Below are 15,655 nucleotides of genomic sequence, written 5' to 3'. Positions count from 1 at the left end.
TTGTTTTCCCGACTTAGCTGCGATCAGCTGAGCCTTGAATTCTAGCACAGTTTTTGAAGAACTGTCAAACTTTTCGTTTTTTCTTTTTGATCTTGCCAACTGCCTGCAGTTAACTCAACCTACTCAGCGAAGCCTCAAATTATATACCGGTTTTTACACCGCAGACAACTCAAAACCCAAACTTTTTTCTTCACCACCAGCAACCCAGATCAAGACCCGAACCACCAGCAGCACTACCAACTCCGGCATGCACCAAGAAAAAAGGAGGGCTTGCGCCCTCCTTCTTCTTGCGGCGTCCAGCGCCAGGGCCCGTCAAACGCGCCACTTCTCCAGCAGCTTGGCGGGGCTCAGGCTGTCATAGCCCTCGAAGGGCTGGTGGATCCAGGGGTTGGTGGGCAAAAACTCCACCGAGTAGTCGGGCGTGAAGGTGGACATGCCCTTGGTCCAGATGACGGCACTGCGCAGCTCGGTAATGGGCGCGTAGTTGGTCTTGAGCATGTCGATCACGGCATGCAGGGTATGGCCCGAATCGGCCAGGTCGTCCACCAGCAGCACCTTGCCGGCGATTTCGCCCTTGGGGGTGGTGATGAAGCGGGCGATGTCGAGGTGGCCCTGCACCGTGCCGGCTTCGGCGCGGTAGGAGCTGGTGGACATGATGGCCAGGGGCTTGTCGAAGATGCGGCTCAGGATGTCACCGGGGCGCAGGCCACCGCGCGCCAGGCACAGGATGGTGTCGAACTCCCAGTTCGACTGGTGCACCTTGAGCGCCAGCTTCTCGATCAGGCTGTGGTACTCGTCGTAACTGACATACAGGTGTTTGCCGTCTTCGGTCAACATGGGCGGGGCTCCTGGGGATGATGGCTTGTAGATGAGAGGATCACACGGCGGCAGCGCCAGAGCAAGCCCTCATCGCTATATAGAGAAAATACGGAATGCGTTTTGCCGCGCAGCGAATGGAACTGCGCGGCCCCGCCCAGGCATGCGACGCCAGGGCAGCGGTACGACAGGTCAATCGGCCACGTAGGGGTGGCGCATCATGATGGTGTGGTCGCGGTCGGGGCTGGTGGAGATCACGTCGACCGGAACGCCGGTGACTTCGGCGATGCGCTCCAGGTAGCGGCGCGCTGCCTCGGGCAGCTTGGCGTACTCGGTCACGCCCACGGTGGTTTCGGTCCAGCCGGGCAGGGTTTCGTAGATCGGCGTGCAGCGTGCGATGTCTTCCGCGCCCATGGGCAGCAGGTCGATCTTTTCGCCGTCGAGCTCATAGCCCGTGCACAGCAGCAACTCGGTCAGGCCGTCGAGCACGTCGAGCTTGGTGATGCACAGGCCCGACAGGCCATTGACCTGGGCGCTGCGCTTGAGCAGCGCGGCATCGAACCAGCCACAGCGGCGGCTGCGGCCCGTGGTCACGCCCTTTTCGGCACCCACGGTGCTCATGTGGTAGCCAGGCGTGCCAGGCACTTCCCAATCGAGTTCGGTCGGGAACGGGCCGCCACCCACGCGGGTGCAGTAGGCCTTGGTGATGCCCAGGATGTAGTGCAGCATGCCGGGGCCCACGCCCGAGCCGGCCGCGGCGTTGCCAGCCACGCAGTTGCTGGAGGTGACATACGGGTAGGTACCGTGGTCCACATCGAGCAGGGTGCCCTGCGCGCCTTCGAACAGCAGGTTGGCACCGGCCTTGTTGGCTTCGTTGAGTTCGCGCGAGACGTCGGCCATCATGGGCTTGAGCAGCTCGGCATGGCGCATGGCTTCGGCGTACACCACATCGAACTGCACCTTGCCGTCCTGGATATAGGGCTTCAAGGCGTCGCCGAAGACGAATTGGGCCGAGCCCAGGTAGGTGGTGAGCACATGGTTGTGCAGGTCCAGCAGCTCGCGCAGCTTGGCGGCAAAGCGCTCGGGGTACTTCAGGTCCTGCACGCGCAGCGCGCGGCGGGCGATCTTGTCTTCGTAGGCGGGGCCGATGCCGCGGCCGGTGGTGCCGATCTTCTCGGTACCACCCTGCTCGCGCGCGGCCTCACGCGCCACGTCGATGGCGGCGTGGAACGGCAGGATCAGCGGGCAGGCCTCGCTGATGCGCAGGCGCGAGCGCACTTCCACGCCGGCCTTTTCCAGGCCTTCGATTTCCTCGAAGAGCTTGGCCGCCGACAACACCACACCGTTGCCGATGTAGCACTTGACGCCCGGGCGCATGATGCCGCTGGGGATCAGGTGCAGCGCGGTCTTCACGCCGTTGATGACCAGCGTATGGCCGGCATTGTGGCCGCCCTGGAACCGGACCACGCCCTGCGCGCTCTCGGTGAGCCAGTCGACCAGCTTGCCCTTGCCTTCGTCACCCCACTGGGTTCCGACCACCACTACGTTGCGACCTTTGGTTGCTTTCATCTCAGACCCAATTTTCAATTGCAATTAACTCAAACAGCCTGCACGACCCACTGGCCCGCAATCTGCACCAGCTCTCGGTCACAGTGGAACTCATCGACTTCGCTCCCATGCCCCGGCAGAACACATACCACCGTCTCGCCCTGGCGGCGCAGCTCGGCAATGGCGGCGTTCACGTCTCGCGCCTCGCCCCAGGGCGCGCGGATGGCGGCCTTGAGGGCGCGCGGGGACACCACGCTCACCAGTTGCTTGATGTCCAGGCTGAACCCGGCCGCAGGCCGGTTGCGACCGAACACGGCACCCACTTCGTCGTAGCGCCCGCCACGCACCAGCGCATCGCTGGCGCCCTTGCCGTAGATGGCAAAGCGGGTGCCGCTGTAGTAGGCATAGCCACGCAGGTCGGCCAGGTCGAAGGTGACCACGGCGCCGTCCAGGCGCGAAGCCAGCCAGCGCAGGTGCGACAGCACCTCGGACACGCCAGCGATGTGCTTCAAGGCCTGGTCGGCCTCGGCCAGCACGGATTCATCGCCATACAGCTGCAGCAGCGCCAGCAGCCCCTGGCGCGACGCCGCAGGGAAATCACGGGTCAGCGTTGCCAGTTCGCTCGCGTCCTTGGCCGCCAGCGCGGCATGGATGCGGCTGAGCAGCGGCGCATCCACCGCCACACCGGCGAGCAGGCTGCGCACGATGCGCACGTCGGCCAGGTCGATGGAGGTGTCGCGCACCTCGGCCACGCGCAGGCATTCGCGCGCCAGCTGCAGGGCTTCGAGGTCGGCCTCCAACCCCGCATGGCCGTAGATCTCGGCACCGAACTGCAGCGGCTCGCGCGTGGCATGGGGGCGATCGGGGCGGGTGTGCAGCACGGGGCCGCAGTAGCACAGCCGCGTCACGCCCTTGCGGTTGAGCAGGTGCGCATCGATGCGCGCCACCTGCGGCGTGGTGTCGGCACGCAGCCCCATGGAGCGGCCCGACAACTGGTCCACCAGCTTGAAGGTCTGGAGATCCAGCGCCTCGCCGGTGCCCGTCAGCAGGGATTCCAGGTGCTCCAGCAAGGGCGGCATGACCAGTTCATAGCCATAGCAGCGCGCCGTGTCGAGCAGCCCGCGACGCAATTCTTCGATGTGCCGCGCTTCGGACGGCAAGACATCGGCAATGTGATCCGGCAGGACCCAAGCAGACATGAGAAAAGGGGAGGCTGTTAAAACCGTGATTCTACCGGCACCGGCCAAGGCCCCTCAAACCGGGGACTGGCCAACAGGGAGATCGGACACATGGAACAGAAGATGGCGACCCACCCTGCAGTGGAAAAGACACCCAAAAAAAAACGGCAGCCCTGCAATGCAGAGGCTGCCGCCGTGCGCGGGACGCCGCTTTTACTTGCGCGGGGCTGCGGACTGCGCCGTGGGGGGCGTGCTGCCGCGGAAGGCCTTGAAGAACTCGGACGACGACGGATCCACCACCATCACGTCGCTCTTCTTGTTGAAGCTCGACTTGTAGGCTTCCAGGCTGCGGTAGAACTGCGCAAACTGAGGGTCACGGCCAAAGGCCTCGGCATAGATGCGTGCAGCTTCGGCATCGCCTTCACCCTTGAGCTTCTGGGCGTCGCGGTAAGCGTTGGCAATGGCGATCTCGCGCTGGCGGTCCGCATCGGCGCGGATCTTTTCGCCTTCGGCCGCGCCGGTGGAGCGCAGCTCGTTGGCCACGCGCTTGCGCTCGGCCTCCATGCGGCGGTACACCGACTCGGTGATGGCCTCGACATAGTCGACGCGCGTGATGCGCACATCCACCACGTCCACGCCCCAGGGCTTGGCGCCGCGCACGGTTTCCAGCACTTCGCGCTTCACATCGGCCATCAGCGCCTCGCGCTTGAGCGACAGCAGCTCCTTCACGGTGCGCTTGTTGATCTCTTCCTGGAAGGCATTGCGCACCACCCGGTTGAGCTGCATGGCGCCAGCGCTTTCGTCGAGGCCCACGTTGCGGATGTACTCCGTGGGCTCCGAGATGCGCCAGCGCACGTACCAGTCGATCACCACGCGCTGCTTTTCCGCCGTGAGCATGGGTTCCGTATCGGGGCTGTCCAGCGTGAGCAGGCGCTTGTCGATGTAGGTCACGTTCTGGAACGGCGGCGGCAGCTTGAAGTTCAGGCCCGGCTCGGTGATCACTTCCTTGATCTGCCCGAGCGCGTAGAGCACGCCGAACTGGCGCTGGTCCACCACGAAGAGCATGGAGCTCATGAGTGCAAGCACCACCAGGAGGGTGGATGCGATAAATCCGACTCTGTTCACGAGCTGCTCCTAGCGGGATTCACGTTCGCGTGTGCGACTGCTGTCACGCGCCCGGGGGTCATTCGAAAAAGTGGAGGTCGGCGGCAGCGTTGGCACCACGGCCGCGGCGGCGTTGGCCGGCGGCGACTCCAGCGTGCCGGTCGTGCCCGTGGCCACGCTCTGCATGATCTTGTCCAGTGGCAGATACAGCAGATTGGAACCCTGGCGCGAATCCACCAGCACCTTGGTCACATTGCCGTAGATCTGCTGCATGCTTTCCAGGTACATGCGGTCACGCGTGACCTGGGGAGCCTTCTGGTACTCGGCCAGCACGGACGAGAAGCGCTGCGCATCACCCTGCGCCTGCGCCACGATGCGCGCCTTGTAGGCGGCCGCCTCTTCGTTCAGGCGCGACGCGGAACCCACGGCACGCGGAATCACGTCGTTGGCATAGGCCTCGGCATCGTTCTTGGCGCGCTCGCGCTCCTGGCCGGCCTTGAGCACATCGTCGAAGGAAGCCTGCACCTGTTCGGGCGGGCGCACACCGCCCTGCTGCAGGTTGATGCCCACGACCTCGACCCCGACCTTGTAGCGGTCCAGGATGGTCTGCATCAGCGTGCGCACGCGCGGGGCGATCTGGTCGCGCTCCTCGGCCAGGGCCGTGTCCATGCGCATCTTGCCCACCACTTCGCGCACGGCCGTTTCAGCGGCCTGCACCACGGCGTCCGAGGGGTTCTTGCTCTCGAACAGCCAGGCGCGGGCATCGTTCAGGCGGTACTGCACGGCGAACTTGATTTCGACGATGTTCTCGTCTTCGGTCAGCATGGCCGACTCGCGCAGGCCCGTGCTCTTGATGACGTTGTCGCGGCCCACATCGGCCGAGCGGATCTGCGTCACGAACACCAGCTCGTGGCGCTCGATCGGGTACGGCAGGCGCCAGTTGAAGCCGGCACCCACCGTGCTCTTGTACTTGCCGAACTGGGTGATCACGGCCTGCTGGCCTTCCTGCACGATGAAGAAGCCCGTGCCCATCCAGATCACGAAGACGATACCGGCAATCAGGCCCACGCCCACGCCCGCGCTCTTCATGTCGGGCGGCTGGAAGCCGCCGTTGCTGGAGCCCCCGGTACCGCGGCCGCCACCCTTGCCGCCAAACAGGCCGCCGAGCTTGCGGTTGAGGTCACGCCACAGTTCGTCCAGGTCCGGCGGCTGGCCATTGCCCTGGCCCTTGTTGTTCTCGCGCCCGCGGTTGCCTGCAGGGGGCGGCGCCGGCGGGCGCTCGTCCGGGCGAGCGCCGTCATCCGGCTTGTCTTCACCACGACCCCAGCGGGGGTCGTTCAGATTGAACATGCCCCGGATACGTTCTGGCAGCGAAGCCCAGCGTAGGGTGCGATTTTGGAAATTCATGCGCAAAGTCTCTGGTTCTCTGGTGGCATCGATCAAAACGGCATTGTGCCCAATCACTCTTCGTGGGCTGGCAATGGGGCAGCGTCCGCTGGGGTCATGTCCTCCTGCGCCGCCAGCACCCGTGCGGACAGCGCACGGCGCAGAGTGTCCAGCCCTTGGCCGGAGCGTGCGCTCACGAACAGCCGGGGCACCATCTGCCCCTCCACTTCGTACTGGTCTTCCAGCAGCGCGGGCTGCAGTTCTGCGCCCAGCGCATCGAGCTTGTTGAACACCAGCAGTTGCGGAATATCGGCGGCACCGATCTCGTGCAGCACGCGCTGCACCTGGTCCATCTGCTCGGGAAAATGGGGATTGGAGGCATCGACCACGTGCAGCAGCAGATCGGCATCCACCGCCTCCTGCAGCGTGGCCTGGAAGGCATCGACCAGGCCGTGCGGCAGGTCGCGGATGAAGCCCACCGTATCGGACAGCGACACCGAACGCCCCGCATCGCCCAGATAGAGCTGGCGCGTGGTGGTGTCGAGCGTGGCGAACAGCTGGTCGGCTGCGTACGCCCGGGCCTTGACCAGGGCATTGAACAACGTGGACTTGCCGGCGTTGGTGTAGCCCACCAGCGAGATGGTGAAGGTGTCGCGCCGGTCGCGCTGGCGCCGCTGCGTGGAACGCTGGCGCTTGACCTTGGTGAGGCGCTCGCGCGTGCGCTTGATGGCCTCGCCAATCATGCGGCGGTCGAGCTCGATCTGCTTTTCGCCCGGGCCGCCACGCGCACCGATGCCACCGGTCTGGCGCTCCAGGTGCGACCAGCGGCGCACGAGGCGCGTGCTCAGGTACTGCAGCCGGGCCAGCTCGACCTGCAGCTTGCCCTCATGGCTGCGCGCGCGCTGGGCGAATATTTCGAGGATCAGGAAGGTGCGGTCAGAGACCGGCAACTCCAGGTGGCGCTCCAGGTTGCGCTGCTGCGCGGGGCTGAGCGACTGGTCGAACAGCACCTCGACCGCACCGTGCATCTGGGCCAGGGTGCGGATTTCATCGGCCTTGCCGCTGCCCACGAACAGGGCGGCATCGGGTGCCTTGCGCTTGCAGGTCAGGCGCGCCACAGGATTGAGCCCCGCCGTCTGCGCGAGCAGGCCCAATTCTTCGAGTTCGCCGTCGAAGTGGGGAAGGCCGAAGTCGACCCCCACCAGCAACACCAAGGCACCACCACCCGCGTCAGAAGATGCGGGAGTGCTCAAAGCGGATGGCCTCCGCCCATGACCATCTGACCCAGGATTGAATGCTGAACTGGATGCCGCAACTCAGGTGCCGGCGCCGTCTGCATCAGGGGTTTCGGCCGTCGAGAAATTGACTGCACGACCGGGCACGATGGTGGAGATGGCATGCTTGTAGACCATCTGCGTGACCGTATTGCGCAGCAACACCACATACTGGTCGAACGATTCGATTTGCCCTTGCAGCTTGATACCGTTCACCAAATAGATGGAAACCGGCACATGCTCCCTACGCAGCGCGTTCAGGAAAGGATCTTGCAAAAGTTGGCCTTTATTGCTCACGATATTCTCCGTGTTCAAAAATGTTGTTGTAAACCACCACCTTACCACAGCAAAGTCGGACTTTTGCCGCGTGGTGGCATGGCCTTTCGCCAATCCGGCCTTTCTTCACGCCGCACCGGGGTGCTTGCCAGGGAAATGCCTCTGGAGAATATGCAGCACCGGAAACAGATGGTTACTCTTCAGTGCCAAGCACAGAATCATGTCGCTGCAATAACCATGCTGCAGTGCAGCACATGCATTACCCATCCCCCACCGCGAACGCGGTCGGGGGACTCCGGAATCAGCCTTCGTCCTTGTCCACAAAGGGGTTGTGGGACGTCTTGACCTCGATGCGCAGCGGCGTGCCCACGAGGTCGAATTCCTTGCGGAAGCGCCCTTCCAGGAAGCGCTTGTAGGCGTCGGTCACATGCTCCAGCGAGTTGCCGTGGATCACGATCACGGGCGGGTTCATGCCGCCCTGGTGCGCATAGCGCAGCTTGGGGCGGAACATGCCCGAGCGCTTGGGCGCCTGGAACTGCACCGCCTCCAGCAGCAGCCGGGTGAGCACGGGGGTGGACATCTTGCAGGTAGCGGCCTTGTGCGCCTGGGCGATGGAGGTCCACAGCGGACCCAGGCCCTGGCGCTTCTTGGCCGAGATGAAGTGCATCGATGCAAACTTCAGGAACGACAGGCGGCTTTCGATGGAGCGCTCCAGCAGCGTGCGCTGGTATTCGTCCACAGCATCCCACTTGTTCACGGCCAGCACCACAGCGCGACCGCTTTCCAGGATGTAGCCGGCGATGTGCGCGTCCTGGTCGGTCACGCCCTGGGTGGCGTCGAGCAGCAGCAGCACCACATTGGCCGATTCGATGGCCTGCAGCGTCTTGACCACCGAGAACTTCTCGATGGCCTCGAACACCTTGCCCTTGCGGCGCAGGCCGGCCGTGTCGACCAGCTCGAAGCGCTGGCCGTTGCGTTCGAAAGGCACGGTGATCGCATCGCGCGTGGTGCCCGGCATGTCGAAGGCGACCAGGCGTTCCTCGCCCAGCCAGGTGTTGATCAGCGTGGACTTGCCCACATTGGGGCGGCCCGCCACCGCGAGCTTGATGACGCTCTTGTCGTCCGAGGCATCGGCCTCGTCGGGGTCGGGCAGGTTCAGCGGTTCGAGCGCGATCTCCACCAGGCTCCGAATGCCCTGGCCATGCGCGGCCGACACGGGGAACACCTCGCCCAGACCCAGTTCATAGAACTCGGCCAGTTGCACGCCCTCGACCATGCCTTCGGCCTTGTTGGCCACCAGCACGCAGGGCTTGGACAGCCGGCGCAGGTAGTTGGCGATGTCATGGTCCTGCGCCGAGACACCGGCGCGCGCGTCCACGACGAAGACGACCACGTCGGCCTCGGCCACGGCCTGCTGCGTCTGCTTGGCCATCTCGCGGTAGATGCCGGTGGAGGCATCGGGCTCGAAGCCCCCGGTATCGATGACGATGTATTCGTGCTTGCCCTGCTTGCCATTGCCGTAGTGGCGGTCACGCGTGAGCCCGGCGAAGTCCGCCACGATCGCGTCGCGGGTCTTCGTCAAGCGGTTGAACAGCGTGGATTTACCGACATTCGGCCGCCCCACGAGGGCGATAACTGGCTTCATTGAATACGATCCATCATTCTGGCCTGAAGCCAAATACACCGCCGTTGCGGGTGACCACCACCAGGGTGTCGGCCGCAGCCACCGGTGCCGCGGCAATGCCGGAGCCATCGGTGGTCATGCGGTTCAGGGGCGCACCATCGGTGCGCGACAGCAGATGCACCAGGCCCGTGTCGTCACCCACCACCACCGAGCGGCCCAGCAGCAGCGGCGAGGTCAGCTTGCGGTGCTTGAGGCGGTCGGAACCCCACAGGCGCGTGCCGTTGTTGCGGTTCCAGGCCACGAGCGCGCCATTGCTCTCGGTGCCGAAGATCGCATCCTTGTCGCCGTCGATGCCTTCGGCACCGGCGGCACGCTGGGTCCAGGCGACGTTGCCGCGCACCGTATTCACGCAGCCCACGGCGGACTGGAAGGCCCGGGCGCACACGGATTCGCCGACGCGGCTGCTGCGCCCCACCAGCTCCACCAGGCGCTCGACGTCGTTGGTGCCGCGCGAGCTGGCCAGCGGGGCCTCCCAGCGCGCGCTGCCATTGTCGGGATTCAGGCCCACCAGGCGGCCGGACAGGCCGACCACCAGGGTGTCGCCCACCGCCAGCAGCACGCCGTCCTGGCGCAGCACCAGGGGCTCGCCGGGACGCTGCTGCGTCCACAGGCGCTTGCCCGTGGCGGCATCGAAAGCGGTCACGGTGCGGTCGGCGGCCAGCACGAACACGCGGCCACCGGCCACCAGCGGGGCGGTGAAGACCTGCGAGGCCATGGGCTGGCGCCAGCGTTCGCGGCCGGAATCGATGGCGATCAGCGCATTGCTGCGCGCCACCACTGCGGCCAGCTTGCCATCGCTGCCGACGCCGGCAGACAGCGGCTCGGCCAGGGCCAGGCGCCAGACATCGCCACCCGTGCGGGCATCGATGGCCGCCACCGTGCCATCGGCCGAGGCCAGGGTCACCGTGGTGCCGTTGACGCGCACGTCCAGCGACAGGGCCGCCACCGCACCGACCTTGCTGGTCCAGGCCTGGCGCACACCCAGCACGGGCACGTTGGCACCGAGGTCGGCCGGCACGGGCTTGGACGCGCCGCCCCAGAAGGAGCCGCTGGGCATCATCGAGCAGCCGGCCAGCGCCGCCGCCAGGGCCAGCAGCACCAGGCCACGGGCCGTGCGGGCCTGCGCCGTCCGGGAAGCGAGGCGCGCGCTCATTTGGCAGCCTCTGCCGTCTTGGCGGCGGCCACGGTCTCGGCGGCGGGGTTGGATCCAAGCGCGTTGAGCTTGACTTCCACCAGGCGGCGGTATTCCACGTCTTCGCTCATGGCCTTGTAGGCCTTGGTGTACTGGGCCAGGGCTTCGGTGCGCTTGTCCTGCAGCATCAGGATGTCGCCCCGGTGGTCGGCGGCGACGCCATCGAACGCCGCAGGCAGCGAGCCCGACAGCTGGGCCAGCGCTTCGTCGTACTTCTTCTGCTCGGTCAGCACGGCGGCCAGGCGCAGCTTGGCCAGGGCCTTGAAGCCATCGTCGCCCGCGTTCGCGGCCACCCAGGCCAGCACCTCGCGAGCCTCATCGGGCTTGGCAGCTTCCACCAGGCTGCGGGCCAGCAGGAAGCCGGCCTGGGCCGCCTGGGGTGTGCCGGCATAGCTGGCCTTGAGGTCGCCAAAAGCCTGCTCCACGCGCGTCTGGTCCTTGGCGCGGTTGGCGACTTCGACCGCATCGAACAGCGCCGCCGCCTTGGTGGCCTGGCGGCCCTGCCAGTACTGGTAACCGTTCCATGCGGCCAGCGAACCGCACACCACGATCAGCACGCAGCTGATGAGGGTACCCCACTGGTTCCAGAAATGCTTGAGCTGGTCCAGTTGTTCCTGCTCTTCGAGGTCTAAGTGATTTGCCATGGAGATAGGTAAGAATTAACGGTTGGATTGTAGGGTGGCGGCCCAATCGGCCACATTGGCGATGGCTTGCTCCACCTGGGCGCCGGCGCCATCGCGCAGGGACTTGACGCCCACCACGCCTCGGGCAAGTTCATCCTCGCCAAAAACCAAAGCATACTGCGCGCCACTGGCGTCGGCCTTGTTGAATTGCGCTTTCATCTTGCCCATGCCATCCCCTGCAGTGGCAGCACCGTGCATCTGCACCTGCACACCACTAGCGCGGAGTTGCTCCAACACCCGGGTGGCCACAGGCAACGCAGCGCGGTTGGGAATGATGGCATAGACATCGGGCACCAGGGCCGGCACCTCGGCACCCTGCTCCTTGACCAGCTCCAGCACACGCTCCACGCCCAGGGCCCAGCCCACGGCCGGGGCAGGCTTGCCGCCGATCTGCTCGATCAGGTAGTCGTAGCGCCCGCCGCCGCAGATGGTGCCCTGCGAGCCCAGTTGCTCGGTGATGAACTCGAACACCGTGAGGTTGTAATAGTCCATGCCGCGCACCAGGCGCGGGTTGACCGTCCACGCCACGCCATTGGCGTCCAGGATGGCCTTGACAGCGTCGAAGTGCGCCAGCGACTCGGTGCCCAGGAAGTCGATGAGCCGGGGCGCGGCATTCACCAGCGCCTGCATGGCCGGGTTCTTGGTATCCAGGATGCGCAGCGGGTTGGCGTGCAGGCGGCGGCGCGCCTCTTCGTCGAGCTGGTCGGCGTTCTGCTCGAAGTAGGCGATCAGCGCTGCGCGGTGCGCCTTGCGCTCCTCGGGCTGGCCCAGGCTGTTGAGTTCCAGGCGCACGTTGGAAAGGCCAATGTCCTTCCACAGCGCGTTGGCCAGCAGGATCAGCTCGGCATCCACCTCGGGACCGCCAAAGCCCAGGGCCTCGGCACCGATCTGGTGGAACTGGCGGTAGCGGCCGCGCTGGGGGCGCTCATGGCGGAACATGGGCCCCATGTAGTACAGGCGCTTGCCTCCCTCGTACAGCATGGAATGCTCGACCACCGCGCGCACCACGCCGGCCGTGGCCTCGGGGCGCAGGGTCAGGCGCTCGCCATTGAGGCGGTCCTCGAAGGAGTACATCTCCTTCTCGACGATGTCGGTCACCTCGCCCAGGCCACGCACGAACAGCGGCGTGGGCTCGACGATGGGCGTGCGCATGTTGCGGTAGGCATAGCGCGCCATCAAATGGCGCACTTTCTCCTCCAGCCACTCCCAGCGGGCGGAATCGGGCGGCAGGATGTCATTCATGCCCTTGACCGCCACCAGCTTCTCGGGCTTGGCAGCAGCGGCAGATACGTCTTTACTCACGGCAATGGGCTTCCATTTGAATAGGGATACGGGAGGCGGCTTCAGGCAGCCGCCTCGCTGGGCCGTTCGGGCCCGCAGGGTGCGATTGTCGCAGGGGCGTCGGCCGCCGCCGGGTCAGGCCAGTGCGCCGTCAGGCGCACCCACCGCCGGGGCGGCCACCGGATGGGTGCCGCCAAAGCGTTTTTCGATGTAGTTTTCGACCACCTGGTGGAACTCGTTGGCGATGTTCTCGCCGCGCAGGGTCAGGGCCTTCTCACCATCGATGAACACCGGCGCGGCGGGCGCTTCGCCAGTACCGGGCAGGCTGATGCCGATGTCGGCATGCTTGCTCTCGCCCGGGCCATTGACGATGCAGCCCATGACCGCCACCTTGAGCTTTTCCACGCCCGGGTACTTGACGCGCCACACAGGCATCTGCGCGCGCAGGTAGTCGTCGATCTGCTTGGCCAGGTCCTGGAAGGTGGTGCTGGTGGTCCGGCCACAACCGGGGCAGGCGGTCACGCTGGGCACGAAGATGCGCAGGCCCAGCGACTGCAGGATCTCGGACGCCACGACCACTTCCTGGGTGCGGGCTTCGCCCGGCTGCGGGGTCAGGGAGACGCGGATGGTGTCGCCAATGCCTTCCTGCAGCAGGATGGACAGTGCCGTGGCCGAGGCCACCGTGCCCTTGGTGCCCATGCCGGCCTCGGTCAGGCCCAGGTGCAGCGCATAGTCGCAGCGCTGGGCCAGGGCCCGGTACACGGAAATCAGGTCCTGCACGCCGCTGACCTTGCACGAGAGGATGATCTGGTCGCCGTTCAGGCCCATTTCCTCGGCGCGGCGCGCCGATTCGATGGCCGAGGTGATCAGCGCCTCGTACATCACCTGGCGCGCTTCCCAGGGCTGGGCGCGGCGGCTGTTGGCGTCCATCAGCTGGGCCAGCAGTTCCTGGTCCAGACTGCCCCAGTTCACGCCGATGCGCACCGCCTTGTCCCAGCGGATGGCGGCCTCGATCATCTGGCCGAACTGGCGGTCGCGCTTGTCGCCCTTGCCCACGTTGCCGGGGTTGATGCGGTACTTGGACAGCGCCTGCGCGCAGTCCGGATAGTCGGTCAGCAGCCGGTGGCCGTTGAAGTGGAAATCCCCGACCAGCGGCACGGTTTCGCCCATGCGGTCGAGCTGCTCGCGGATGTAGGGCACCGCCTGGGCCGCCTCGGGCGTGTTGACGGTGATGCGCACGAATTCGGAACCGGCCTGGGCCAGTTCCTTGACCTGGATGGCGGTGCCGATGGCGTCCACCGTGTCGGTATTGGTCATGGACTGCACGCGCACCGGCGCATCGCCCCCCACCGTGACCACGCGGGAACCCCAGACCACACGGGCCTGGCGGGAACGCCGGGGCGCTGGCTGGGCAATGGCAACCGGGGCCAGATCGGTCAGGGACTTGTCCACTTATTTCACCTCAAAACGCGCCACATTTTCGCGCGAAACGGCGCTCAGCGCGAATGGCTTGCCACGCACAAACACATCGGTCACATCGGCCCGGCCGATCACCACGGCCAGGGGGAGCGTGCCCGAGACGGCTACCGACTCACCCACCGCCAGATTCTTTTGCAGGGCAATGGTTCCATTGGCGTCGCGCACCTGCACCCACGAGGCGCCGCGCGCGCTCAGCGTCAGCACACTGGAGGCCGAGGCGGCCGCTGCCGCTTCGGAAGTCGACGCCGCAGCGACCACCGCCGGGGCGGCCGCACTGGCTGCCACCGCAACCGAAGGAGCCGGCGCCGACGCAGCAGCCGCCGCCGGCGCAGGGGCCGCCGCTGCCGCGCTGGAGGCCACTGCCACGGGCGCCTGCGGCTCCTGGGCGGCTACGGGTGGAGAGGCAGGCACCTCGTCATCCGCACTGCTGCCGAACGGATTGCGGTCGGCCGGAACGAACATGATGGCCAGGGCCCCGACCAGCAGGGCCAGCACCACCACAGTGATGGCCCAGGATTTCTTGCCACCCGACGACGCCGGAGCGAAGGAGCCATTGCCCGCACTGGAACTGCTGCCCTTGACCGGCGCATTGATCCCCGCGTTGCCCGCCACCAGGCGCGGGCTCTTGCTCTGCGGCAGCAGCGCCAAAATGGGCGCCGGGTCGATCTTGAGCGTGCGGCACACGCTCGATGCCAGGGCCCGCACGAACACCGTATCGGGCAGCACCGCGAAATTGTCAGCCTCCAGGGCCTCCAACTTGGCGACCGGCACCTTCAGGGCCACCGCCAGTGCGGCAATGTGCAGGCCGGCCTCCATGCGCGCCTCGCGCAGCAGGGTCCCCGCTGTCCTGCCCCCCGCCACTCCCGGTGCCTCTGCGTGCACCGACACCCCTGCCACCGAATCACTCATTGAAAGCCCCACGCTGATAGGCACCCGTCTCACGCGCTTCCGGGAAACGCCTGCGCAATTGATCGCCCAGCTGGCGCATGGCGACCGTGTCGCCCAGGCCATGCTCGACCTTGATGCCCAGCCACAGCGTTTCCGCATTCGCGAACTCGCTGTTGTTCAGGCGGCGAATGTAGAACTGCGCCCGCGTGAGCTCATTGCGGCGCATCAGAAGACTGGACAGGTGGTAGCCCACCACCGGGTTGGACGCATCGAGCTCGTAGGCCTTGAGCAGCGACTGCTCGGCCTCGGCCGCCTGGCCGGCTTCCATCTGGCACAGGCCGCGCGCCATCAACGTCTTGCTGCGTGCGGTATAGGCCGGGTTGGCCAGCGCCGTCACGAAGCTCTGGTCGGCCTCGGCGTACTTGCGCTGCTGGCAGTGCAGCCAGCCCAGGTTGTGCAGCAGGTTGGGATCGTTGCTGCGCAGGCCGAGCGCCCGGCGAAAGCTGTCCTCGGCCTGGCCGAACTCGTTGAGACGCAGGTAGATCAGGCCGCGCAGGTTGAAGGCGTCGGAATAGGTGGGGTCGGCGACCAGGGCCTGCTTGACCTCATCCAGCGCCACGGTGGTCTGGCCGTTCTCGAAGTAATTGGTCGCCAGCTCCAGGCGGATGCGCGCGCGGCGGCGCGCCTCGGGCTCGTCGGACGGGGTGAAGACAGCACCGCCGGGCTCGCCGGCCGATGGGCCACTGCCGCCGCTCGCACAGCCCGAAAGCCCTGCCACGCCAGCCACCACCCCACAGGCCAGGAGCGCACAGCGGCCCATGCGCTGCCAGCGTTCAACCAATCCCACCATGTAGAGCCTCCTTCAA

14 protein-coding genes are annotated in these 15,655 nt (G+C 66.1%); all 14 read right to left on the bottom strand.

Going from position 1 to position 15,655, the window contains the following annotated elements; all coding sequences use genetic code 11:
- Nucleotides 1–312: 312 nt before the first annotated feature.
- The 14 genes from U5N23_RS26295 to pilW all read right to left on the bottom strand — a co-directional run bounded on the left by U5N23_RS26295 (nucleotide 313) and on the right by pilW (nucleotide 15,639).
- A complete protein-coding gene (locus tag U5N23_RS26295; RefSeq protein ID WP_322595661.1) occupies nucleotides 313–837 on the bottom strand; it encodes a phosphoribosyltransferase in 525 nt (174 codons plus the stop codon).
- Between the two features lie 171 nt (nucleotides 838–1,008).
- Nucleotides 1,009–2,385: an adenylosuccinate synthase gene (locus U5N23_RS26290; RefSeq protein ID WP_322595660.1), complete on the bottom strand. Its 1,377-nt coding sequence runs from the start codon at nucleotides 2,383–2,385 to the stop codon at nucleotides 1,009–1,011.
- Between the two features lie 29 nt (nucleotides 2,386–2,414).
- Nucleotides 2,415–3,563, bottom strand: coding sequence for an ATP phosphoribosyltransferase regulatory subunit (locus U5N23_RS26285; protein WP_322595659.1), 1,149 nt, complete (start codon nucleotides 3,561–3,563; stop codon nucleotides 2,415–2,417).
- A gap of 192 nt (nucleotides 3,564–3,755) precedes the next feature.
- Nucleotides 3,756–4,667 carry a protease modulator HflC gene (gene hflC / locus U5N23_RS26280; protein WP_322595658.1) on the bottom strand — a complete coding sequence of 304 codons (912 nt, stop codon included), beginning with the start codon at nucleotides 4,665–4,667 and terminating at the stop codon, nucleotides 3,756–3,758.
- Between the two features lie 9 nt (nucleotides 4,668–4,676).
- Nucleotides 4,677–6,053: an FtsH protease activity modulator HflK gene (gene hflK / locus U5N23_RS26275; protein ID WP_322595657.1), complete on the bottom strand. Its 1,377-nt coding sequence runs from the start codon at nucleotides 6,051–6,053 to the stop codon at nucleotides 4,677–4,679.
- A gap of 53 nt (nucleotides 6,054–6,106) precedes the next feature.
- Nucleotides 6,107–7,285, bottom strand: coding sequence for a GTPase HflX (gene hflX / locus U5N23_RS26270; protein WP_322595656.1), 1,179 nt, complete (start codon nucleotides 7,283–7,285; stop codon nucleotides 6,107–6,109).
- A gap of 63 nt (nucleotides 7,286–7,348) precedes the next feature.
- Entirely contained in the window at nucleotides 7,349–7,603 is a 255-nt protein-coding gene (gene hfq, locus U5N23_RS26265; protein WP_057205382.1) for an RNA chaperone Hfq, read from the bottom strand.
- 280 nt (nucleotides 7,604–7,883) lie between these two features.
- On the bottom strand, nucleotides 7,884–9,227 hold the full coding sequence (gene der / locus U5N23_RS26260) for a ribosome biogenesis GTPase Der (protein ID WP_322595655.1): 1,344 nt from the start codon (nucleotides 9,225–9,227) through the stop codon (nucleotides 7,884–7,886).
- 13 nt (nucleotides 9,228–9,240) lie between these two features.
- Nucleotides 9,241–10,419 (bottom strand): outer membrane protein assembly factor BamB, encoded by a 1,179-nt coding sequence (bamB, locus tag U5N23_RS26255; RefSeq protein WP_322595654.1) that lies wholly within the window; start codon nucleotides 10,417–10,419, stop codon nucleotides 9,241–9,243.
- Nucleotides 10,416–11,102, bottom strand: a complete 687-nt coding sequence (locus U5N23_RS26250) for a tetratricopeptide repeat protein (RefSeq protein WP_322595653.1) — start codon at nucleotides 11,100–11,102, stop codon at nucleotides 10,416–10,418. The genes bamB and U5N23_RS26250 overlap by 4 nt, the downstream gene beginning before the upstream one ends.
- A 15-nt stretch (nucleotides 11,103–11,117) precedes the next feature.
- A complete protein-coding gene (gene hisS, locus U5N23_RS26245) occupies nucleotides 11,118–12,383 on the bottom strand; it encodes a histidine--tRNA ligase (RefSeq protein ID WP_322595664.1) in 1,266 nt (421 codons plus the stop codon).
- A 174-nt stretch (nucleotides 12,384–12,557) separates the two neighbouring features.
- Nucleotides 12,558–13,874, bottom strand: coding sequence for a flavodoxin-dependent (E)-4-hydroxy-3-methylbut-2-enyl-diphosphate synthase (gene ispG, locus U5N23_RS26240; RefSeq protein ID WP_322595652.1), 1,317 nt, complete (start codon nucleotides 13,872–13,874; stop codon nucleotides 12,558–12,560).
- The gene (locus tag U5N23_RS26235) at nucleotides 13,875–14,810 is read right to left on the bottom strand and encodes a helix-turn-helix domain-containing protein (protein WP_322595651.1); all 936 of its coding nucleotides are present in this window, start codon (nucleotides 14,808–14,810) and stop codon (nucleotides 13,875–13,877) included.
- On the bottom strand, nucleotides 14,803–15,639 hold the full coding sequence (gene pilW, locus U5N23_RS26230; RefSeq protein WP_322595650.1) for a type IV pilus biogenesis/stability protein PilW: 837 nt from the start codon (nucleotides 15,637–15,639) through the stop codon (nucleotides 14,803–14,805). The genes U5N23_RS26235 and pilW overlap by 8 nt, the downstream gene beginning before the upstream one ends.
- Nucleotides 15,640–15,655 lie beyond the last annotated feature (16 nt).

It is taken from the genome of Acidovorax sp., assembly GCF_034519795.1.
Lineage (GTDB): Bacteria > Pseudomonadota > Gammaproteobacteria > Burkholderiales > Burkholderiaceae_C > Acidovorax.
The sequence above is the reverse complement of the archived record's forward strand: the minus strand, read 5'-3'. Positions and strand labels throughout refer to the sequence as shown.